Raw genomic sequence first — 21,475 nt, 5'->3', positions numbered from 1 at the left:
GGCATAACGGCAGCCGATCCAGCGCGAAAGATGCCGGGTAATATCGTCCATCTGATTGTAGCCACGCTGCCAGGCACGTTGGCGATGCAGCGGTACGCAGAGCAACAGATCGGGCTTCTCCAGCATAAAATCACGGCGTGCAGCTAACCAGGTTAGCAGAAGCAGCCGCGCAAGCATCACCGAGAGTGCGGTCGTGCCATAAAATTTCAGCTGTGTGACCCAGTCGCGCAGCGGAGGTTGCCAGCCGCTAACGAAAATCATCCGCTGCCAGGCGGGGGGCTTCAGCTGGCAGCGGCCGCATGGCTGGCGGATGTGCAACGATGGCAACCCGCAGCGGGGGCAACAAGGCGGCACCGTGGGGAGCTGACGCAGGCATAAACTGCAAATGCCGTGCACAGGCAGAGCAACGGGCATCCGGCATAGCCAACAGGTGGTGGGCATTGATAGCATAGCGGCCTCCATGGCAAAAACAGGATATTACCGGATGACTCAGCTTTACTGGCAGACAACAGGCAGGGGCGATTGCGATATTGTGATGCTGCACGGCTGGGGACTGAATGCAGAAGTGTGGCATAACATCATTGATCGACTCAGCCCGCATTTTCGTCTGCATCTGGTGGATCTGCCAGGCTATGGTCGCAGTCAGGGGTTTCCGGCGCTGAGCCTGAAGGAAATGGTGGCGACGCTACTGCCGCAGGCACCAGCCAGAGCGCTGTGGTTGGGCTGGTCGCTGGGCGGGCTGGTTGCCAGCCAGATGGCATTGCTCCATCCGCAGCGGGTCAGTGGCCTGATCACCGTGGCGTCTTCTCCCTGTTTTGCCGCCGGTAACGGCTGGCCGGGAATCAAACCGGAGACACTGGAGGCTTTTCAACAGCAACTGAGCGAGGATTTCCAGCGTACCGTTGAGCGTTTCCTCGCCCTGCAAACCCTGGGCAGTGAAACGGCACGTCAGGATGCTCGTCTGCTCAAAAATGTGGTGCTGTCGCTTCCGGCTCCTGACATTCAGGTGCTGGACGGCGGGCTGGACATATTGCGTACCGTCGATCTTCGGACAGAGATAAGCGCCGTGCAGGTGCCCTTGCTGCGGATTTACGGGGCGCTGGATGGGCTGGTGCCGCGCACTGTTGCCGCACTGCTGGATACACAGTGGCCGGCCAGTGAGTCGCTGGTGATTGAAAAAGCGGCTCATGCGCCCTTTATTTCTCATCCTGAGGCGTTTTGCCAAAAACTGATTGATTTTTCTGGTAAAGTTTTGCAATAAATTTCTGCCAAAAACTGGCGGATTGGCAATAACCAGTAATAATTATTCAGGTAAGCAGGGTCGCTAACCTTTTTTACCTCTGAGCTGTCCAGGGAGTCGGGCATCAATTTCTCCCTGTAATCTCATCAAGCGGCTGCTTATCCCCGGAAACAAAATCAACGAGGAGTGTCTTTGATGAAAATGATTCAAGCTGTGGTTATTGGTCTTCTGGCAGGAACGGTTTCTTTTGGTGCGCTGGCGGCAAAAGAAGTGACCAAAGAAGAAGTGAAAAAATTGAAACTGGAGAAAATTGGTACGGTAAACACCACTGCTGAAACCACCTCTCCAATGGATGCACGGCATGCGCTGTCAAAACTGGCTGATGAGAAAGGCGGCAAATACTTCCTGGTGATCGCCGGTCGCGAACACGGTAAGTTCAGCGCCGTTGCCGACGTATATAAATAATTTGCTTCAACAGGCGGGGGAAACCCTGCCTGTCCTGAGTTAGTGTGCTTCATCTCCTTCGCACAATTCCAGCCACATCCAGCCCAGCGGCGTCAGCGTCAGTGACTGATTACCTGCAATCCGCCTCCCGTCGATAACACTGCGCCAGCCAGCGGCATCCGGCAGGGTGTAAGTCATGACGTTGTTACTCAGATTAAAAATGCACAGCAGTTGCTGCCGTTCCGAGCGGCGCTGTATCACCAGCAGGGCGTTATCGCTTTCCAGCACAACCATCGGATTGTCGGGGTGAAAGGCGGCCTGTTGCCTGCGTAACTGAATCAGCTGGCTGAGTTGCTGAAAAATATTATGTCGCAGGCTGGTGACATCGTTCAGCTCTGCTTCGATCTCACTGAGCGGATATTTCTGCCGGTTAATCGCCCGGTGATGACCGGCTTCTTTTACGCCTGCCAGATCGTTACGTGATCCAAGGATACTTTGCACGTATACCGCCGGGACGCCGGGAAATGCCAGCAACAGCGCGTGAGCCAGCATAAAACGTTGCAGCCGCGTTTCGTCGTCATCGTCTTTTTTATTCAGCGCATCCAGGTAAGTGACGTTAATTTCGTAAGGGCTGGTGGTGCCGTCACCATTATTTTTATAAGAAACCAACGCCCCTTCTGCCACCAGATCGCTGACCAGCGAGGCTATCTCGCTTTCTGGCAGAATACCGCGCAGCGGGTTCAGGCCAATGCCATCATGCGAGGCGAGAAAGTTAAACCAGCTGGTGGTTCCTTTGCTGGCAGGCAGTGCGTTGGCCCACTGTTTCAGCGCGTTTGCCTGCCCGTAATGAATGGCGTGCAGCACCAGTGGCGGCAGAGAGAACTGATAAATCATCTGCGCCTCATCACCACCGTTGCCCAGATAGCCGATGTTTTCCCTGTGCGGCACGTTGGTTTCGGTAATGATCACCGTACCAGGTGCCACCTCATTGGCAATGGCGCGAAACAGTTTGACCAGCAGGTGGGTTTTCTCCAGATGGATACAGGAGGTGCCGGGGGTTTTCCACATATAGCCTGCCGCATCAAGCCGCACGTAGTCTGCGCCTTTTACCAGGTAGTCGAGCAGCACCTCTGTCATTTTCAGCAGCACCGCCGGACTGGCATAGTTGAGGTCGATCTGGTCGGCGCTAAAGGTGGTCCAGATAAATTTTGTCTCGCCGCTGGCCATCTTAAACGGGGTCAACAGTGGCGTGGTACGAGGCCGGGTGACGTCACTGAGATCGGTGGACGGTTCCACGCTGATGAAAAAATCATCCCAGCCGGCATCACAGGCGAGAAAATGTTGAAACCAGGCGCTGTGCGCAGAGATGTGGTTGCAGACAAAATCAAACATCAGCCGCGTGTGCTGATGTAATTCCGCCACGTCCGTCCACTGACCACAGGGGGGGCTGACCTGATGATAATCAATGACCGAGAAACCGTCGTCGGATGACCAGGGACAAAAAGGCAGCAGATGGACCAGATTGAAAGTGGACTGAAAATGTCGCTGATAAAAGCGCGAGAAGGTCTGTAGCGTGGGAATGCCACTTTCGCGAAACTGATCGGCATAGCTAATCAGGATCACATCTTTTTCATCCCAGTGGGGTTTACGCGGGTGGCTGAGTGCGGCACGAGCCTGTCTGAGAGAGTGCGTCAGTGCTGCCAGAGCGTCAGCGGGGAAGGCATTTTCATAAATCTTATCAAGTAACTGATTGATAACATCCATATTGACACAGTTCATCGTCGCATCTTTTATCAGCCAGCTGAGCTTTCACTGTAGCCTGTCAGCGCGAAATCGCAACCTGAGCAGGCAGCCCGCAGAGGGGCTGACCGGCGCAGGGTGTACGGTGACGACACCCTGCCTGTGGGTAAGCATCGGTCAGTGGCAGCGGCCACTTTTTCCGCAGTTGGCACAACTTTTAGCCGTCACCGTTCTGACCACCAGCCGCTCCGGTGGCAGATGAATGGTCTGCAACAGCAGCCATACCAGCAGATTAAAGACCACTACCGCTGCCATCGTTACTGAGGCAGACAGCGGGTGACTGTTGAAGGTGGCAAGCTGATAGAACAGCGTAGCCAGTGAATAAGCCAGGTTCAGTCCCCACAGAATAGAGAACAGCATCCAGCGACGGCCACTTTCCCTGGCGACTGCGCCCATCACAGAAACACAGGGCACATACAGCAGCACAAAAATCAGATAGCTGTAAGCCGCAGCATCGCTGCCGAATTTGCTGTGCATCACCCCCATTGGCCCACCCGCCATTTCACCGTCGCCTTTGCTGGCGTCGATAGGATGGAGCAGCACGCTGAGGCTGAAGGTGCTTTTCAGGCTGTCCCAGGTCTGGCTCAATGCATCCTGTAATTCATTGAACAGGCTGTATTCACTGAGGTTAAATTCCTCTTCATGCAGTGCCTGAGCGGTATACAAGGTGTTCAGCGTCCCCACCACCACTTCTTTAGCCATTGCGCCGGTGATCAGGCCAACCGTAGCCTGCCAGTTGTTTTGTTCCACCCCCATCGGGCTGAGAAGCGGAGTTAACTGGCGGCTGACGCTGGCCAGTGCTGAATCATTGATATTGGAAACCGCCTGACCATTAAAAGAGAAGCTGTTCAGCGCGCCAATAAACATGCTGACCACCACAATCACTTTACCTGCTCTGAAGACAAAGCTTTTCAGGCGCTGCCAGCTCTGTAACAGCAGGCTCTTCATATGCGGAATGTGCCAGGTGGGTAGCTCCATCACAAAGGGCGAAGCTTCGCCGCGTAGCAGGGTATTTTTCAACAGCAGGCCGGTAAAAATGGCTGCGGCAATGCCCAGCAGGTAGAGGCTGAATACCACCAGAGCACCGTATTGACCAAAAAAGGCCGAGGCAAAGACCGCAAAAATCGCCAGCCGGGCACCACAGGACATGAAGGGCGACATCAGAATGGTGATCAGTCGCTCACGCGGGGTATCGAGCGTACGCGATCCCATCACCGCCGGGACGTTGCAACCAAAACCGACAATCAGCGGGACAAACGATTTGCCCGGCAGGCCCAGCGCCTGCATCAGCCTGTCAACCACGAAGGCCGCACGGGCCATGTAGCCGGAGTCTTCCATCATCGACAGGAACAGATACATCAGGCCAATTTGCGGGATCAGCGGCATGACGGTGGTGATGCCGCCGCCAATTCCCTGTGCCAGAAACAGCGTCACCACGGCGGGAAAATGCAGCGTTGCGCCCAGCCACTGCACGCCATGCACAAATATTGCGGTGGAGCTTATCTCAAACAGCGGTTGTAACGCGCCGCCCATATTGATGGCAAAGAAGAACATCAAATACATCACAGCCAGGAATACCGGAAATCCCAGCCAGCGATTCAGCACCAGCGCGTCCAGCCGTGCAGAGAGACGATGAGGTGTCGCCTGCTGCATGGCGGTTGTCTGTTGGCAAAGAGTATCAATTGCCTGATAGCGGGTATGGGCGATCTCCAGCGGGCAGGCTTCAACGCCGGAGAGCCGGGAAGCGGCTTCGCCACATTGTGCGCGACAAAAAATATCCCCCTCCAGCGTTTGCAATGCCAGCCAGCGGCGTTGCCGCGCGGAGTCGCTCTGTGGCATTGCAGCGGTCAGCTGCGATACCTTCTCTTCTACAGAAGGTGGCCAGGTCAGGGCGAAATGACCGGCAACGCCGGGGTGGTCATCAATGGCTTGCCGGAGTTCGCTCAGTCCGCTTCCCCGGTTAGAAATTAATGGGATCACCGGACAGCCAAGCTTTTCAGCAAGCAGTGCAACGTCGATGTGAATATGCTGGCTGCGTGCGATATCCAGCATATTCAGCGCGACGATACAGGGAATGCCTAACTCCAGCAGTTGTAATGTCAGGTAGAGGTTGCGCTCCAGATTACTGGCATCGACCACGTTGATGATCAGCGATGCTTCTCCACTTAACATAAAATGGCAGGCAATCTGTTCGTCCAGCGAGGTTTGCTGCGAAATGGTGGTCAGCGAGTAAGTGCCAGGCAAATCGACCAGTTCAACCTGCTGCTGCGGGGTAGTAAAGCGGCCTGATTTGCGTTCAACGGTTACTCCCGCCCAGTTGCCGACATGCTGTCTGGCTCCGGTCAGTTGATTAAACAGGGTGGTTTTACCGGAATTGGGGTTACCAATCAGCCCGATAGTTAATCTGTTCATGATGAGGCTCATATTAGTCAGGAAGGGCGATTTGCAGGAATGAGAGGTCTTTCTTGCGCAGCATCAGACTGAAGCGGCGCGTTTCAATCTGCACAGGATCGCCCAACGGGGCTATGCGTCTGACTTTGAATATGGCACCCGGAAGCAGGCCGAGAGAGAGTAGCTTTTGCCGGAAGGCGGTGCTGACGTCCGGAGAGTAGCTCAGGATTTGATAGTCTTGCCCTGGAATATATTGCATAAATAATTACCCATTCGATGCAATTGCGCACCATTATTGTCAACGTCGGGTATTGTAATGAGAATGATTATTGCTCTTATTGATACAGAACAAATTTAGTCAGTGAACGAAAAGTGAGCGGATCGGGCGATCCGCTCTGACGGCAGTTAACGTTTTTTGCCGAAGGCGGCGGCCAGTGCATCGCCCATTGCGCTGTTTCCGGCGCTCTGAGCCACGGGGCGTGGACGTGCTTTGTTCGGTGCCGGGCGGCCGTTATCGCGAGGGCTGGCACTGCCACTGCGGCGGGCAGCGGTTTCACCGGGTTGCTCATCCAGACGCATGGTCAGGGCAATACGCTTACGCTGAAGATCGACTTCCATCACCTTTACCTTCACGATGTCGCCTGCTTTGACCACTTTATGTGGATCGTCAACAAACTTGTCGGAAAGAGACGAGATGTGTACCAGACCATCCTGATGTACGCCGATATCGACAAAAGCGCCAAAATTGGTGACGTTAGTGACAGCGCCTTCCAGAACCATGCCGGGAAGCAGGTCGTTCATGGTTTCAATACCTTCAGCGAACTGTGCGGTTTTGAACTCCGGACGTGGATCGCGCCCCGGCTTCTCCAGCTCTTTAATGATATCGCTGACGGTCGGGACACCAAAGCGTTCGTCGGTAAAGTCCACGGCGCGCAGAGTACGCAGTTCAGCAGGGTTTCCCATCAGTTCATCAAGCGCCTGCCGGGTAGCGGTCAGGATGCGCTCTACCACCGGATAGGCCTCCGGATGCACGGTTGAGGCATCCAGCGGATTATCGCCGTGATTGATACGCAGAAAACCGGCGCATTGTTCAAAGGCTTTTGGACCCAGACGGCTGACTTTCAGCAGTTGCTGACGATCCTGAAAACGGCCATGCTCATCGCGCCAGCTGACAATGTTCTGTGCGATCATTTTGCTCAGGCCCGCAACGCGCGTCAGCAGCGGGACTGAGGCGGTATTCAGATCCACCCCCACGCCGTTAACGCAGTCTTCCACCACGGCATCCAGCTTCTTCGCCAGCTGGCTCTGGCTGACATCATGCTGATACTGGCCGACCCCGATTGATTTGGGATCGATTTTCACCAGCTCAGACAGGGGATCCTGTAGGCGACGCGCGATGGAAACCGCCCCGCGCAACGACACGTCGAGGTCCGGGAACTCCAGCGCGGCCAGTTCAGACGCAGAGTAGACGGATGCGCCCGCCTCACTGACAATCACCTTCTGGGCCTGCACCTGCGTAAACTGCTTTTGCACATCGAGGAAGAAGCGTTCCGTCTCACGTGAGGCGGTGCCGTTGCCAATCGCCACCAGTTCAACCTGGTGTTTGCTACACAGCGCAGCCACCGCGCTGGCCGCTTTCGCTGCCTGACCGGTGTGAGGATAAATGGTGTCGGTAGCGACCAGCTTGCCGGTGGCATCGACCACCGCCACTTTTACGCCGGTGCGCAGGCCGGGATCAAGACCCATGGTGGCGCGCATCCCCGCCGGGGCGGCCATCAGCAGATCATGCAGGTTGCGGGCAAAGACGTTAATCGCTTCATCTTCTGCCCGTTCGCGCATACTGCTCATCAGCTCGGTTTCCAGATGCAGCAGCACCTTTATGCGCCACGTCCAGCTGACCACCGCTTTGCGCCAGCCGTCTGCCGGCGCATTGTTCAGCCGCAGGTTAAGATGCTCAGCGATAATCTGTTCGCCGTAGCTTTCACGCGGCGGCTCGTCGAACTGGGGATCGGCATTCAGCGACAGCTGCAATACCCCTTCGTTGCGGCCCCGGAACATCGCCAGCGCACGGTGTGAGGGGACGGAAGAGAGCGGCTCGTGATGATCGAAGTAATCGCGGAACTTGGCACCTTCTTCTTCTTTGCCTTCGAGCACGCGGGAAACCAGGTGGGCATTTTTTGACAGATACTCGCGCACTTTTGCCAGCAGGGTGGCATCTTCGGCGAAGCGCTCCATCAGAATATAACGGGCACCATCCAGGGCCGCCTTGCTGTCCGCCACGCCTTTTTCTGCATCGATATAACCCAATGCCAGCTGTTCCGGATCGTTGGCAGGCTCCTGCCACAGCGTATCTGCCAGAGGTTCCAGCCCGGCTTCGATGGCTATCTGACCGCGGGTACGACGCTTCGGTTTATAAGGCAGGTAGAGGTCTTCCAGTTCGGTTTTACTCAGGTTGCTGCGGATAGCCTCCGCCAGCTCATCGCTGAGCTTGCCCTGGTCTTCGATGGACTTAAGAATGGAGTGGCGGCGCTCTTCCAGTTCCCGCAGGTAACCCAGGCGGGTTTCCAGCTGACGCAACTGGGTATCGTCCAGCCCGCCGGTGACTTCTTTCCGGTAGCGGGCGATAAACGGCACGGTATTGCCTTCATCCAGCAGACGAACGGCAGCATCAACCTGTTCTGCGCGTGCCTGCAACTCACTTGCAATTATGTGGCTCAGCGAATCTTTCATCATTGGTTACTTGGTAGCTAAGAACAGCGGACAGTTATACGGATTGCGGGCGATAATTACCAGCAATCGGGCAGGCTCCGCCGTTCAGGAGGGTTTAACGTAGTCGATTTCATTCACATACCAGGTGGCTTCACCCGCCGGAGTATGCACGGTGGCCACATCGCCGGTGGCCTTTTTCAGCAGCGCGCGGGCCATCGGTGAGTCGATTGAGATGTAATCTTTGCGGCCAAAAATCTCGTCGTAGCCCACAATGCGAAAGCGCTTCAGTTCGCCGTCGTCATTTTCCACTTCCACCCAGGCCCCAAAAAACACCCGACCATCCTGCTGCGGCGAGTAATCAACAATGCGCAACTGCTCGAGGCATTTGGTCAGATAACGCACGCGGCGGTCAATTTCGCGCAGGCGCTTTTTGTTGTACTGGTAGTCAGCATTTTCGCTGCGGTCGCCAAGGCTGGCGGCCCAGGTGACCTTTTTAGTGACTTCCGGCCGCTCTTCACGCCAGAGAAAGTCCAGCTCCTGCTTCAGCTTGTCGTAACCTTCGCGGGTGATCAGTTTGGTTTTCATTGCTTCTACCCTTTCTCTGTTTTTCAGGCTGGCGATATTTTGTTGTCTGGCGTGCGGCGATGCAAATCCGTTCGGCATTTTTTCTCTCTCTCGTTACCGCTTGTTTGTCATCACTATTCGTCGAAAAAGTTAAGCTGAATTTCTGTGTGTCAACGCAGGTTTTTCTGCTGAGCTTAAAGATAAGCTGCTGTTTAATATGCTTTGTAACAATTTCGGCTAGAATATAAACCATTATTGACTGTTACATTCAGGCATCTTTTTTAAAAATATTGGCTCAGGCAATTGCGCCTTTGGGAGTATCAACATGCAAGAGAACTACAAAATTCTGGTGGTGGATGACGACATGCGTTTGCGTGCGTTGCTGGAGCGTTATCTGACCGAACAGGGGTTTCAGGTGCGCAGCGTGGCGAATGCCGAGCAGATGGACCGTCTGCTGACCCGTGAATCCTTTCACCTGATGGTGCTGGATTTGATGCTTCCTGGTGAAGATGGGCTGTCGATTTGCCGCCGTCTGCGCAGTCAGAGCAACCCAATGCCGATCATTATGGTGACGGCCAAAGGCGAAGAAGTTGACCGTATCGTCGGACTGGAAATCGGTGCCGATGACTATATCCCTAAACCGTTTAATCCACGTGAGTTGCTGGCGCGTATACGTGCTGTGCTGCGTCGTCAGGCGAATGAGCTGCCGGGTGCGCCTTCGCAGGAAGAAGCGGTGATTGCTTTCGGTAAGTTCAAGCTGAATCTGGGAACGCGTGAAATGTTCCGTGAAGACGAGCCGATGCCACTGACCAGCGGTGAGTTCGCGGTACTGAAAGCGCTGGTCAGCCACCCGCGTGAGCCGCTCTCTCGTGACAAGCTGATGAATCTGGCCCGTGGCCGTGAGTACAGTGCTATGGAGCGCTCGATTGACGTGCAAATCTCCCGTCTGCGCCGCATGGTGGAAGAAGATCCTGCGCATCCACGCTATATCCAGACCGTCTGGGGCCTGGGCTATGTATTTGTACCGGACGGTAGCAAGGCATGAGGCGAATCCGCTTCTCTCCGCGTAGTTCGTTTGCCCGCACCTTATTGCTGATTGTGACCCTGCTGTTTGTCAGCCTGGTCACCACCTATCTGGTGGTGCTGAACTTCGCCATTCTGCCCAGTCTTCAGCAGTTCAACAAAGTGCTGGCTTACGAAGTGCGGATGCTGATGACCGATCGGTTACAGCTGGAAGATGGAACGCAGCTTGAAGTTCCTCCAGCTTTTCGCCGTGAGATTTATCGCGAGCTGGGCATTTCGCTGTATACCAATGCGGCGGCGGAAGAGAGCGGGCTGCGCTGGGCGCAGCACTATGAATTTCTCAGTCAGCAGATGGCGCAGCAACTGGGCGGGCCAACGGATGTCCGCGTGGAGGTAAATAAAAACTCCCCGGTGGTCTGGCTGAAAACCTGGTTGTCACCCGATATCTGGGTGCGTGTGCCGCTGACGGAAATCCATCAGGGAGACTTCTCTCCACTGTTTCGTTATACGCTGGCGATTATGCTGCTGGCGATTGGCGGTGCCTGGCTGTTTATACGTATCCAGAACCGGCCACTGGTGGAGCTGGAACATGCTGCATTGCAGGTGGGAAAAGGCATTATCCCGCCGCCGCTGCGGGAATACGGGGCTTCTGAGGTACGTTCAGTCACCCGCGCTTTTAACCAGATGGCTGCCGGGGTTAAACAGCTTGCAGATGACCGGACGCTGCTGATGGCGGGCGTCAGCCATGACTTGCGCACACCGCTCACCCGCATCCGCCTGGCGACAGAGATGATGTCGCAGGAGGATGGATATCTGGCCGAGTCGATTAACAAAGATATCGAGGAGTGCAACGCCATTATTGAGCAGTTCATTGACTATTTGCGCACCGGTCAGGAGATGCAAACCGAACGTGCCGATCTCAATGGGGTACTGGGCGAAGTGGTGGCGGCCGAGAGTGGCTATGAGCGTGAAATTGAAAATGCGGTGATGCCTGCGGAACTGATGCTGGATATCAATCCGCTCTCGATTAAGCGGGCGGCGGCCAATATGGTGGTGAACGCTGCGCGTTATGGTAATGGCTGGATCAAGGTCAGCAGCGGCAGTGAGCTGGAGCGAGCCTGGTTCCAGGTAGAAGATGACGGGCCGGGGATTGCGCCGGACCAGTTGAAACATCTGTTTCAGCCTTTTGTGCGTGGTGACAGTGCCCGAAGCACCAGTGGCACCGGATTAGGACTGGCGATTGTGCAGCGTATTATTGATGCTCATCAGGGGACACTTGAAGTGGGCGAAAGTGAGCGCGGTGGTTTGCGTATCCGCGCTTATCTGCCGCTGCCTGCGGCTGAGGTTTCCGCTCTGGCAACATCTGGTTAAATGGTGAGTTAACCGACTTCCGGAAATGCTGTTTTTTGAGAGAAAATAAGCAAGATGAGTGGCTAAAATAGCTCAAATTCACTTTTGGGGGCTTTATCTTGGCAACACAGTTAATTGGGTCATCTTTGCGATCTGCAAATACTTCTTTTGCAACCGAGTCAAACAAGATTGTAAGGCAGAACTCCCTTCTCTCTTCTGTAAAAAAAGTTTCCAATCAGGCAGAACAGTTTACACGAGCATCCCACTCTGGGGGGCTGAAGGCAGCATTTGAGCAAAGGCAGCCTGTTCAGGCAGACGCATCGTCTGGGGGGCTGAAGGCAGCATTTGAGCAAAGGCAACCTGTTCAGGCAGACGCATCGCCTGAGGGGCTGAAGGCAGCATTTGAGCAAAGACAGGACAGGCCGACTGTAGGGGATGAGCCGAAATCAGGTGATAAGTCTGTCTCGATCAAAAAAACGGTCAGCTTCAATGACACGGTGCAAAGAATGTATATCGAGGGTAACGATGGTGACGCTGACAGCATCAGCAGCCTGAATTCATTGTCAGATGGCTGAACGTGTCATACAGATGCTCAATGATAAAGCGTCATCCCATAGTGCGATGACGCTTTTTCTTTATCGGTTACACGTGATTAAATTTGCGGGCCTGCTGATACCAGTGCTTTACCCGCAGCGTTATCGGTGTATTTATCAAAATTAGTGATAAACCGCTTCGCCAGATCTTCTGCTTTCTGTTGCCATTCCGCCGCATTCGCATAAGTGTTACGGGGATCGAGGATCGCACTGTCCACCCCTGGCAGGGACGTGGGCATTGCAAGATTGAACACCGGTAGCGTGATCGTTTCCGCGTCAGTCATATCGCCCTTGAGGATGGCATTAATAATTGCCCTGGTATCCTTAAGGGAGATGCGTTTGCCACTGCCGTTCCAGCCTGTGTTGACCAGATACGCCTCTGCACCCGCCGCCGCCATACGTTTTACCAGCACTTCTGCATATTGAGTTGGATGCAGCGTTAAAAATGCCGCGCCAAAGCAGGCTGAAAAGGTTGGTGTGGGCTCGGTTACGCCACGTTCGGTTCCCGCCAGTTTGGCCGTGAAGCCCGACAGGAAATGATACTGTGTCTGGTCAGGCGTCAGCCGTGAAACCGGCGGCAGCACGCCGAAGGCATCGGCGGTAAGGAAAATAACTTTTTGCGCATGACCGGCTTTCGACACGGGTTTCACTATATTGTCGATATGGTCGATGGGATAAGAGACACGGGTATTTTCAGTCTTGCTGCCATCATCGTAGTCAACCGAACCATCGGCTCTCACCACCACGTTTTCCAGCAGGGCATTGCGGCGGATTGCGCGATAGATTTCCGGTTCTGCCTGTTCAGACAGTTTGATGGTTTTGGCGTAGCAGCCCCCTTCAAAGTTAAATACGCCATCATCATCCCAGCCATGCTCATCGTCACCGATAAGCTTACGCAGAGGGTCGGTTGACAGGGTGGTTTTCCCCGTGCCGGAGAGACCAAAAAAGACCGCCACGTCACCTGCCGTGCCGACGTTGGCAGAGCAGTGCATTGCGGCAATGCCTTTCAGCGGCAGCAGATAGTTCATAATGGCGAACAGGCCTTTTTTCATCTCGCCGCCGTACCAGGTGCCACCAATCAGCTGGATGCGCTCAGTCAGATTGAATGCAACAAAATTCTCCGAATGCAGCCCCTGCTGCTGCCAGTGGGGATTGGTACATTTGGCACCGTTCATCACCACAAAATCGGGTTCGAAGGTATTGAGTGCCTCTGCATCGGGTTGGATAAACATGTTTTTAACGAAATGGGCCTGCCAGGCCACTTCGGTGATAAAGCGTACACAGAGACGGCTATCCGCATTGGCGCCACACCAGGCATCAACCACAAACAGGCGCTTGTGGGAGAGCTGTGTAGTGACCAGTGATTTAAGTTGCAGCCATGTTTCCTGAGACAACGGTTGGTTGTCGTTCTTACCTTTACCCTGATCGTTCCACCACAGCGTATCCCTGGTGGTGTCATCACGGACAATGTATTTATCTTTCGGAGAACGACCAGTGAAAATACCGGTATCCACGGCGACAGCGCCGGATTGAGTGACGATACCACGCTCATAACCGGTTAGTTCCGGGCGGGTTTCTTCCTGCCTGAGGGTGTCGAAATCAGGATTATGGATAATTTCAACCGTATCCGTGATGCCATAAGCGACGAGGTCCTGCGGGGTCAGGTCACGCATAGTACTGCTCCTTTCTCGGCTCTGTTTTGCCACTGAGTTTAATTGAGACTGCGCTCTGTTAACGGTGTTGCCGCGCCAGCCTGTCAGCAGGCCGGGAGCACGATCGCGCGCAGTTTACACTTCCGTAACGGAAGGGAAAGAATTAAGCAGCAAAAATGAGAGGCGGCGCGTGAATCTGTAAGCAGGTCTTAATCTTATCGGATTATTCTGTCGCTACAGGCACTTGCACCAGAAGCAAAATGGTTTTCCTGAGTACACTGTCAGCGAGCAAAAACTCATCAGGACAGTAAGTTGGGTGGGAATACTCAGATAAGGAAGAATCACGTCATCAGCTGTTTTCTGGAGCGGATGACGTGAAAATATTAATGGACCTGATTGTTACCTGCCGCCGAGTCATTGCGAACGGCGGCAATATCGACGGCATCAAAAATATAATGATTGCCACAATAGTCGCAGTGCATATCAATCTGACCATCCTCGGCAATAATCTGGTCAACTTCTTCTTCTGGCAGGGTGCGCAGTGCTTCAGCACAGCGTTCCTGAGAACAGGTGCAGTGGAAGCTGACTTGCTGGGGATCAAAAACGGTCACTTCTTCCTGATGATAGAGGCGCCACAGGACGTCATTAGCCGGTAGCCCAAGCAGTTCTTCGGTTTTAATGGTTTCGGTCAACGTGGCCAGATGGGTAAAATCATCCGGATTGGGGTCCTGTGCGGGCAGAACCTGCAACAAAATACCTGCCGCACCGGCTTTACCTTCGATATCACCAGTGCGGATAAACAGCCGGGTTGGCAGCTGTTCTGAACGCATAAAGTAGTCTTCCAGACACTCAGCCAGGGTTTCGCCTTCGAGACCGACCACGCCCTGATAACGTTCGCCGTCCGTGGGGGTAATGGTAATCACCAGATAACCATTACCCACCATCTCTTTCAGGCTGCTGCCGACGGCAATATCACCCTGAAAACGCGCCACTCCGCGCATTTGCTGTTGATTATTTCCGTTGATCACCGCCAGCGTCAGCGGACCATCTCCCTGTAACTGCACGGTGATATCGCCGTCAAATTTCAGTGTGGCAGTCAGCAGGCTGGTAGCGACCAACAGTTCACCCAGCACTTGCCGGACAGGTTGTGGATAGTCGTGGCCGTCAATCATTTCCTGCCAGGTGTTGGATACGGTAACCAGTTCACCACGAACGGCGTAGTTTTCGAACAGGTAACGGTGCATTTGGTCTTGATGAGCCATGATTTTCTCTCGTAAAGGCGGGTAGCTGTCACTCTTCGCCAGCATTTTTGAATTTCAGTAAATCGCGTCGTTCTTTTTTATCCGGACGCCTGTCAGGGTGCGGCATGCTAAGGGCGTTCATTTTACGTGCCAGCGCTATTTTTTCACGTTTCTCAATGCTTTCAGCCGTTTCACTGTACATCAGCTGCGCTTCTGCTGCCGGTCGACGCTGATCGCTAATCGACTGAACAATCACCGTTCGTTCATCGTTTCCCTGGCGTAATGTCAGCAGGGCCTGCAACTCGACGATTTTTCCCGGCTTGCTGCGCTGACCGTTGTAGTGGACTTTACCGCCTTCAATCATTTCACGGGCAATTGAGCGGGTTTTATAAAAGCGTGCGGCCCACAGCCATTTATCAAGCCGTATTGCTTCACCGTCTTTTGCTTTCATCGCTGCTCCTTTCAGGAAACTTCCTATGTATGGGTTGCGAGCCATAAATCAAGGGTGTGTTTCAGGAGTTAACCACAGAGGCAATCGGAGGTGTCTTTGAGAAGACAGGTAGCCATGTCAGTCTTAAAAATAGCATAAAACTGACAGGCTCAGAACAGGGGACGAATGTCCTCATTGCCGCTCAGCGTTGGGCTGAAGCATTTATCGTAATAATTCTGGATGGCGCTGGTGCGAACGCGGTTGCGGTGAATACGTTTTAATGCCAGCAGGCTGTTAATGATAAAACTCAGGGCGGTAATCAGCAGCAGCAGACTGTTGCCAAGGTAGCGACTGAGGGTGAACGCGTCCGGTTCACTATGCAGGGCAATATGTCGGGTACCATTGGCATCGGTACTGATATTGGTCACGATGCCGCTGGCAGAGAAGGGGGTGTGCAGCAACATGCTGGCAAGACGTTGCAGCTCCGGCCATTGTTCGGGCGCGTTGTAATCAAACAGGGAGACGCTGGGAGCTGGCTGGCTGACTAACTGTCTGCCTTCATCACTCAGGATCACAAATCCACCGGGAGGGGGACTGTTGAGGGCCTCTGCTGCACGTCGTGTTTCCCGATAGAAGAACGATGATGTGGCCGTATTGACCAGATTTTCCAGAGCCTCTGCGCTGACAGGACGCAACAGCACATTCATACCATTCAGTGCCCCGGAGTCAGCCTTATGAACCAGCGCATCCCAGTCTTTTGCGTTGCCAAGATTAACCAGAGCATTTTTCAGTCTGACACAATCCTGCTCCTGGCTGCACAAATCCTGGGTTTTCATCACAATGTCAGAGAAGTCATCCAGCAGGATCATTCCTGACTTCTGAATAGCGGTGGCAAGCTGAGGATTAAGCTTCTGATCGGTATTGTTCTGGGGATGAAGCTGTTGGCTGGTGGTGGTCAGCAGCGCGGTCGCTTTGTCGATAATGTCCGACTGGGGCTGGGGCAGGGGAGCTGCGTTATTCCAGTAAACCGCCGAGCAGTCAAACGGCATAAAGGCATAAGAGCGATTGCCCTGATAGGTTGTCGGGATGGAACACATCCCCTCACCGTTAACCTTCAGGCTGTCACCGACGCGAAGTGGTACAGACTCCAAATCATTGACGGAGTGCACCTGTACGCTCTCAGTGCCTTTCAACCACGCCATACTCAGTTTCAGTGGCATACTCAGTGGGATCCAGCTAATAAGCAGCAACAGCACCAGAAGAGAACCTGCCGCCAGCACCATGTTTTTTCTCCAGCGCTGAATCGGGAAGTTACGCACTTCATCCTGAAGCGATAAAAAACGACCCTGGCGAACAACGTGACGGCTGAGATAGATATCCACCTCTGTCGATTGTCCCAGATCGCTTGCGACATAGGGCTGCCAGTGAGCAGGGTAGATAAGATCGATAATACCCAGAGAAATATTACTCACCTGTCCCTGATTAGATTCACCAAATAATCCCCAACGTTTCGGGGCGCCTCGCAGACAATGAATCTCCCGTAAATCCTTTTCGCGCGGGCGACGCCAGAGACTCCAGCAACTAACCAAAATGATGATGATTGCTGCGATCACCAGCCAGGTCATCAGGACAATCGGGCCGGTCAGACTGAAAAACAGTAATAAGAGGGCAAAATTAATGGCAAAAGCTTCACGGGTGCCATCAGGACGATGAAGAGCATACTCTTCGGGCGTTTCAGTACGCACTTTAAGCAGCTCAATATTTTCGCTTTCTTCTTTCCTGATCGACGCTTTCTGCCCGGCCGGTCTGACCACGGGCGGTAACGTCGGCTGTTCATGGACGTAATTGACGAGGGAGTGCCCGTTAAGCGAAATCACCAGAGGAATACTTTGTGTTTTGATCAGCTCGACAAAGTTTTCATCGGTGATGTACTGCTCCCAAAGAGGGGGCAGATGAACCTCAACGGCATCGAGGTAGTAACGCCATTTATTGGGATCATCAGTTGACAGCCCGTAACGAGTAATTGAGCGGGTGACTGGATAAACATTGCTGCTCTGCGCATTTAATACCAGGTGAGCGGCTGTCGCGCTGGTGCCACTGGGGATGACGTTCTTACGGTGTTTTTCCAGCGAGTCGATATAGCTCTCGACAGCCTGACGCTCATCGTTGTTGAGTTTGCGAAAGGGGGGACTGATAAATGGCAGTGGTTTCGCCAACGGCGGACGATGCCGCATAGCGTACCAAAAGAAACAACCTGCTCCGAGCGAACAGGCCAGCATCACAACCAATATGATGACTATTGCGCTCACGCAACCCTCATTCCTGCCACTTTGCTCCCGTAGCTCTGCTGGAGAATGCCTGCCTTAAAAGATGAATTATTGCATTGTGACGGGTTCAGACGGAGCTGGCAATCTACTGTGTGTACTAAAATAGCGCACAAAATCATAAAATTAGAATAACTATATATGAGTTATGTCGATCATACTAACAATCTGTGCAGAATATCAGTATCGGCATAATCCTATTTTAATTGTCATTCATTGACTTTTTATGAAAAATTAACCCCTTAAGTAACTGATTTGTTATAAGTGTGTAAGTGGATTTATGTAATGATGGATTTTCCCGTGCGGCTGGTTCGTGATGAAGATATCATCGTTAAATACATTGTGCTCAGCGGGCTATCGTGCTCATTTTTTTAGCTTTTCCCTGGGGTCCCTATGACCAGACAGTTACAGAAACCCAAAATCCTGAATATTGAAACTGCCGCGCGTTCACGCCTTTTTACCGTTGAGTCGGTCGATCTGGAGTTCAGCAACGGTGCCAGGCGAGTCTATGAGCGGATGAAACCTTCTGGTCGTGAGGCGGTGATGATTGTTCCCATCGTTGGCGATCATCTGATTCTGATCCAGGAGTATGCAGTGGCGCTGGAAAGTTACGAACTGGGTTTTCCTAAAGGATTGATTGATCCTGGAGAAACCCCTTTCGAAGCGGCGAACCGTGAACTGAAAGAAGAGGCAGGATTTGGTGCAGGGAAACTGGAAGTACTGGGGCAGCTGACGCTGGCTCCCTCCTACTTTTCCAGCAAAATGAATATCCTGGTCGCCGAAGAATTATATGAGGAACAACTGGAAGGCGATGAACCAGAGCCGCTGCCGCAACGTCGCTGGCCGTTGAATAATCTGCTGGCTTTATTGCAGGAGCCAGATTTTCGTGAAGCGCGTAACGTCAGTGCCCTGTTTCTGGTCAGGGAGTGGCTGGTCAGGCAGGGAAGACTGAGCTACTAATTTCGTAGCTGTTTCGGCCAAAGAAAAAGGGATGAGCCATTATTGCCTCATCCCTTTTTTCGCTTCAGGACAAATCAGGAAGCAAAATGTCAGAACAGTTCGTGACTTTGTCCGTTGTCCATCAGCGTAGTGCCCACGTCATGCACGGAATATTCCGTTGGCTGAGTGCCGTTAATAAAGTATTCCTGACGTGTATTACCTCCGCCGTTAGCCAGTTTGCCGGTACTGCGGTCAATATTCACCGTTACCACGCCCTCTGGTGGCGTCAGTGGCTGGAGAGGCACGCCATCGAGGGCGACTTTCATATAGTCATCCCAGGCAGGTTGAGCGCTTTTTGCCCCCCCTTCATAGCCGGAGATCTGATCTTTGATGACTCCGGCTGCGGTGGTTCTTCCCAGATCCCTGCGGTGATCGTCAAAACCAATCCACACTGATGTAACCACACCGGGGCCATAGCCGGAGAACCAGGCATCTTTCGAGCTGTTAGTTGTTCCGGTTTTGCCACCAATATCGTTACGTTTCAAATCACGACCGGCACGCCAGCCCGTACCCATCCAGCCCGGTTCGCCGAAGATATTGGAGTTCAGGGCGCTCTTAATCAGGAAGGAGAGCGGGGTGTTAATCACATGTGGCGCATATTGTTGCTCACCATCCTGCTGTGCCTGCTGTCGACTCACCTGCTCCAGTTGGGGCTGAGGAACGGCAACGTTCCGGCCTTCCTGAGAAACAGAGGGATTCTCCACGCTGTCTTCATTCATGGCGACCGCTTTTTTAGTCTCACCATAAATCACCGGCAGATTACATTCCGGGCAGGCAACTTTAGGCTTCACTTCAAACAGCGTAATACCCTGCTCATTCTCAATTTTGCTGATGAAGTAGGGGTCAACCAGGAATCCGCCATTCGCCATCACTGAATAGCCGCGAACCATCTGCAATGGTGTAAAAGAAGCGGAGCCCAGTGCCAGCGATTCGGTATGCACGATATTTTGTGCCGGGAAGCCAAATCGTTGCAGATACTCTGCGGCATAATCGACACCCATTGCCCGCATGGCACGAACCATTACCACGTTTTTAGACTGACCAAGCCCCTGACGCAGGCGAATAGGTCCGTCATAGGTGGGAGGCGAGTTTTTAGGACGCCAGTCGGCACCCGCGCCAGCATCCCAGCGGGAAATTGGCACATCATTAAGTATCGAAGCCAGGGTCAGGCCACGATCCATTGCCGCCGTATACAGGAAAGGTTTGATATTTGACCCCACCTGACGCAGTGCCTGAGTGGCGCGGTTAAATTTGCTCTGATTAAAATCGAACCCACCGACCAGAGCGAGGACAGCCCCGTTATGTGGATCGAGAGAAACCAGCGATGAGTTAACATCGGGGACCTGACTTAACCACCAGCCATTGTCCACCTGGCGCACCCAAATCTGCTGACCAGGTTGCACTACTTCACTCACCGTTCTGGGCGTGCGACCCTGCATCGTGTCTGACTTATATGGACGCGCCCAGCGCACGCCTGCAATATCCAGTGTCACATTGCTGCCGTCACGCATTAACACGGTGGCCCTGTCGCTGTCAGCTTCCGTCACGACAGCCGGGAATAGCGGGCCGTATACCGGCAGCGCTTTTAATGACTTCAGAATCTCTGTTTGTCCCCAGGGACGCTGGCCGAGTTTCCACAACACGTTTGCCGGACCGCGGTAGCCATGACGCATGTCGTAGCTGATCACGTTATCCTGGACGGATTTCTGCGCTGCCAGCTGTAATTTACGGGTAATGGTGGTGGTCACTTTAAAGCCATCGTTATAGGCATTGTCACCATAACGTTTGACCATTTCCTGACGCACCATTTCGGTAAGATAAGGCGCAGAGAAAGCAATGACTGGCGCATGATAGTTGGCGACCAGCGGTGAGTTGCGCGCCTCATCGAACTGTGACTGGGTGATGTAATGCTGATCCAGCATGCGACTGAGCACCACATTACGACGCGAAAGCGCACGTTCGTGAGAGTAGAGCGGGTTAAAGGTTGACGGCGCTTTTGGCAGACCGGCAATCATCGCCATTTCACTCAGTGACAGCTGATCGACATTCTTACCAAAATAGACCTGTGCCGCAGCGCCTACGCCGTAAGCGCGGTAGCCGAGATAGATCTTATTCAGGTAGAGCTCAAGGATTTCATCCTTGCTCATCATCTGTTCAATACGGATGGCGAGGAAGGCCTCCTTGATTTTACGCATTAGCGTACGTTCAGGGCTCAGGAAGAAGTTTCGCGCCAGCTGCTGCGTAATCGTACTGGCTCCCTGTGAAGCGCGACCGGAAACCATCGCAATGCTTGCGGCACGGAAAATACCAATAGGATCAACGCCATGGTGCTCATAGAAACGGCTGTCTTCCGTGGCAATAAAGGCTTTAACCATCTCTGGCGGAATTTGCTGTAATTTCAGCGGAATACGGCGTTTTTCACCATACTGGGCAATCAGCTCGTTATCTGCGCTGTAAACCTGCATTGGCGTTTGCAGCCGTACATCTTTCAGCGTGGTCACATCGGGTAGTTGAGGCTCTATGTATTTGTAAAGACCATAGATCGAGCCTGCTCCCAGTAAAATGCAACACACTGCAAGGATCAAAAAATACTTTACGAACTTCACCTGATATTTTCCATTTTGAGTCGCCTGGACAGTTTATAAACAATCGCGCGGTAGTATAAAGGCAAGCCAGACGCCTGGATACCTCAATTTCTGACACAAATAATTCCGG

General features: G+C 53.3%; 16 protein-coding genes and 1 pseudogene. 6 read left to right on the top strand and 11 right to left on the bottom strand.

Translation table 11 applies throughout. The features are described 5' to 3' along the window. A pseudogene (locus BG55_RS23165) lies at positions 1–441 on the bottom strand (DNA utilization protein GntX); the annotation flags it as partial. 43 nt (positions 442–484) lie between these two features. Here BG55_RS23165 and bioH point away from each other — a divergent pair. Next, positions 485–1,261 (top strand): pimeloyl-ACP methyl ester esterase BioH, encoded by a 777-nt coding sequence (bioH, locus tag BG55_RS04870; RefSeq protein WP_034934924.1) that lies wholly within the window; start codon positions 485–487, stop codon positions 1,259–1,261. Positions 1,262–1,435: 174 nt separating this feature from the next. Beyond that, positions 1,436–1,705, top strand: coding sequence for a YdgH/BhsA/McbA family protein (locus tag BG55_RS04865; protein ID WP_034934921.1), 270 nt, complete (start codon positions 1,436–1,438; stop codon positions 1,703–1,705). 39 nt (positions 1,706–1,744) lie between these two features. Here the strand turns inward: BG55_RS04865 and BG55_RS04860 are convergent, their stop codons facing one another. The 5 genes from BG55_RS04860 to greB all read right to left on the bottom strand — a co-directional run bounded on the left by BG55_RS04860 (position 1,745) and on the right by greB (position 9,169). Further along, a complete protein-coding gene (locus BG55_RS04860; RefSeq protein WP_034934945.1) occupies positions 1,745–3,448 on the bottom strand; it encodes an alpha-amylase family glycosyl hydrolase in 1,704 nt (567 codons plus the stop codon). Between the two features lie 153 nt (positions 3,449–3,601). Continuing rightward, positions 3,602–5,896 (bottom strand): Fe(2+) transporter permease subunit FeoB, encoded by a 2,295-nt coding sequence (gene feoB, locus BG55_RS04855; RefSeq protein WP_034934943.1) that lies wholly within the window; start codon positions 5,894–5,896, stop codon positions 3,602–3,604. A 13-nt stretch (positions 5,897–5,909) separates the two neighbouring features. Beyond that, a complete protein-coding gene (feoA, locus tag BG55_RS04850; protein WP_034934919.1) occupies positions 5,910–6,134 on the bottom strand; it encodes a ferrous iron transporter A in 225 nt (74 codons plus the stop codon). A 146-nt stretch (positions 6,135–6,280) separates the two neighbouring features. Continuing rightward, entirely contained in the window at positions 6,281–8,608 is a 2,328-nt protein-coding gene (locus BG55_RS04845) for a Tex family protein (RefSeq protein ID WP_034934917.1), read from the bottom strand. A gap of 81 nt (positions 8,609–8,689) precedes the next feature. Then, on the bottom strand, positions 8,690–9,169 hold the full coding sequence (greB, locus tag BG55_RS04840) for a transcription elongation factor GreB (protein WP_034934941.1): 480 nt from the start codon (positions 9,167–9,169) through the stop codon (positions 8,690–8,692). 304 nt (positions 9,170–9,473) lie between these two features. Here greB and ompR point away from each other — a divergent pair, with 304 nt between their 5' ends. The 3 genes from ompR (at position 9,474) to BG55_RS22420 (ending at position 12,096) form a co-directional block, all read left to right on the top strand. Next, a complete protein-coding gene (gene ompR, locus BG55_RS04835) occupies positions 9,474–10,193 on the top strand; it encodes an osmolarity response regulator transcription factor OmpR (RefSeq protein WP_001157751.1) in 720 nt (239 codons plus the stop codon). After that, complete coding sequence (gene envZ, locus BG55_RS04830) at positions 10,190–11,542, top strand: two-component system sensor histidine kinase EnvZ (protein ID WP_034934914.1); 1,353 nt, start codon at positions 10,190–10,192, stop codon at positions 11,540–11,542. The genes ompR and envZ overlap by 4 nt, the downstream gene beginning before the upstream one ends. Before the next feature lie 98 nt (positions 11,543–11,640). Next, on the top strand, positions 11,641–12,096 hold the full coding sequence (locus BG55_RS22420) for a hypothetical protein (protein WP_152542631.1): 456 nt from the start codon (positions 11,641–11,643) through the stop codon (positions 12,094–12,096). Positions 12,097–12,173: 77 nt separating this feature from the next. Here BG55_RS22420 and pckA read toward each other — a convergent pair whose 3' ends face one another. The 4 genes from pckA to BG55_RS04810 form a co-directional block, all read right to left on the bottom strand. After that, entirely contained in the window at positions 12,174–13,787 is a 1,614-nt protein-coding gene (gene pckA, locus BG55_RS04825; RefSeq protein WP_034934911.1) for a phosphoenolpyruvate carboxykinase (ATP), read from the bottom strand. A 362-nt stretch (positions 13,788–14,149) separates the two neighbouring features. Then, on the bottom strand, positions 14,150–15,028 hold the full coding sequence (gene hslO / locus BG55_RS04820) for an Hsp33 family molecular chaperone HslO (RefSeq protein WP_034934938.1): 879 nt from the start codon (positions 15,026–15,028) through the stop codon (positions 14,150–14,152). Positions 15,029–15,056: 28 nt separating this feature from the next. Further along, positions 15,057–15,458, bottom strand: a complete 402-nt coding sequence (hslR, locus tag BG55_RS04815) for a ribosome-associated heat shock protein Hsp15 (protein ID WP_034934909.1) — start codon at positions 15,456–15,458, stop codon at positions 15,057–15,059. 149 nt (positions 15,459–15,607) lie between these two features. After that, positions 15,608–17,746: an intracellular growth attenuator family protein gene (locus BG55_RS04810; protein WP_034934906.1), complete on the bottom strand. Its 2,139-nt coding sequence runs from the start codon at positions 17,744–17,746 to the stop codon at positions 15,608–15,610. Positions 17,747–18,154: 408 nt separating this feature from the next. Here BG55_RS04810 and nudE point away from each other — a divergent pair, with 408 nt between their 5' ends. Continuing rightward, positions 18,155–18,721, top strand: a complete 567-nt coding sequence (gene nudE / locus BG55_RS04805; protein ID WP_034934903.1) for an ADP compounds hydrolase NudE — start codon at positions 18,155–18,157, stop codon at positions 18,719–18,721. 89 nt (positions 18,722–18,810) lie between these two features. On the opposite strand, the gene mrcA is transcribed toward nudE, so the two are convergent. Beyond that, complete coding sequence (gene mrcA, locus BG55_RS04800) at positions 18,811–21,366, bottom strand: peptidoglycan glycosyltransferase/peptidoglycan DD-transpeptidase MrcA (RefSeq protein WP_034934900.1); 2,556 nt, start codon at positions 21,364–21,366, stop codon at positions 18,811–18,813. Between the last annotated feature and the right edge of the window lie 109 nt (positions 21,367–21,475).

This window comes from Erwinia mallotivora (genome assembly GCF_000590885.1).
Classification (GTDB): Bacteria; Pseudomonadota; Gammaproteobacteria; order Enterobacterales; family Enterobacteriaceae; genus Erwinia; species Erwinia mallotivora.
The sequence above is the reverse complement of the archived record's forward strand: the minus strand, read 5'-3'. Positions and strand labels throughout refer to the sequence as shown.

Excerpts from the sequence above, each read along its gene's own strand:
- hslR (WP_034934909.1), bottom strand. The coding sequence starts at position 15,458 with ATGAAAGCAAAAGACGGTGAAGCAATACGGCTTGATAAATGGCTGTGG.
- bioH (WP_034934924.1), top strand. The coding sequence starts at position 485 with ATGACTCAGCTTTACTGGCAGACAACAGGCAGGGGCGATTGCGATATT.
- feoA (WP_034934919.1), bottom strand. The coding sequence starts at position 6,134 with ATGCAATATATTCCAGGGCAAGACTATCAAATCCTGAGCTACTCTCCG.
- BG55_RS04860 (WP_034934945.1), bottom strand. The coding sequence starts at position 3,448 with ATGGATGTTATCAATCAGTTACTTGATAAGATTTATGAAAATGCCTTC.
- envZ (WP_034934914.1), top strand. The coding sequence starts at position 10,190 with ATGAGGCGAATCCGCTTCTCTCCGCGTAGTTCGTTTGCCCGCACCTTA.
- feoB (WP_034934943.1), bottom strand. The coding sequence starts at position 5,896 with ATGAACAGATTAACTATCGGGCTGATTGGTAACCCCAATTCCGGTAAA.
- pckA (WP_034934911.1), bottom strand. The coding sequence starts at position 13,787 with ATGCGTGACCTGACCCCGCAGGACCTCGTCGCTTATGGCATCACGGAT.
- ompR (WP_001157751.1), top strand. The coding sequence starts at position 9,474 with ATGCAAGAGAACTACAAAATTCTGGTGGTGGATGACGACATGCGTTTG.
- BG55_RS04865 (WP_034934921.1), top strand. The coding sequence starts at position 1,436 with ATGAAAATGATTCAAGCTGTGGTTATTGGTCTTCTGGCAGGAACGGTT.
- hslO (WP_034934938.1), bottom strand. The coding sequence starts at position 15,028 with ATGGCTCATCAAGACCAAATGCACCGTTACCTGTTCGAAAACTACGCC.
- greB (WP_034934941.1), bottom strand. The coding sequence starts at position 9,169 with ATGAAAACCAAACTGATCACCCGCGAAGGTTACGACAAGCTGAAGCAG.
- BG55_RS04845 (WP_034934917.1), bottom strand. The coding sequence starts at position 8,608 with ATGATGAAAGATTCGCTGAGCCACATAATTGCAAGTGAGTTGCAGGCA.
- nudE (WP_034934903.1), top strand. The coding sequence starts at position 18,155 with ATGACCAGACAGTTACAGAAACCCAAAATCCTGAATATTGAAACTGCC.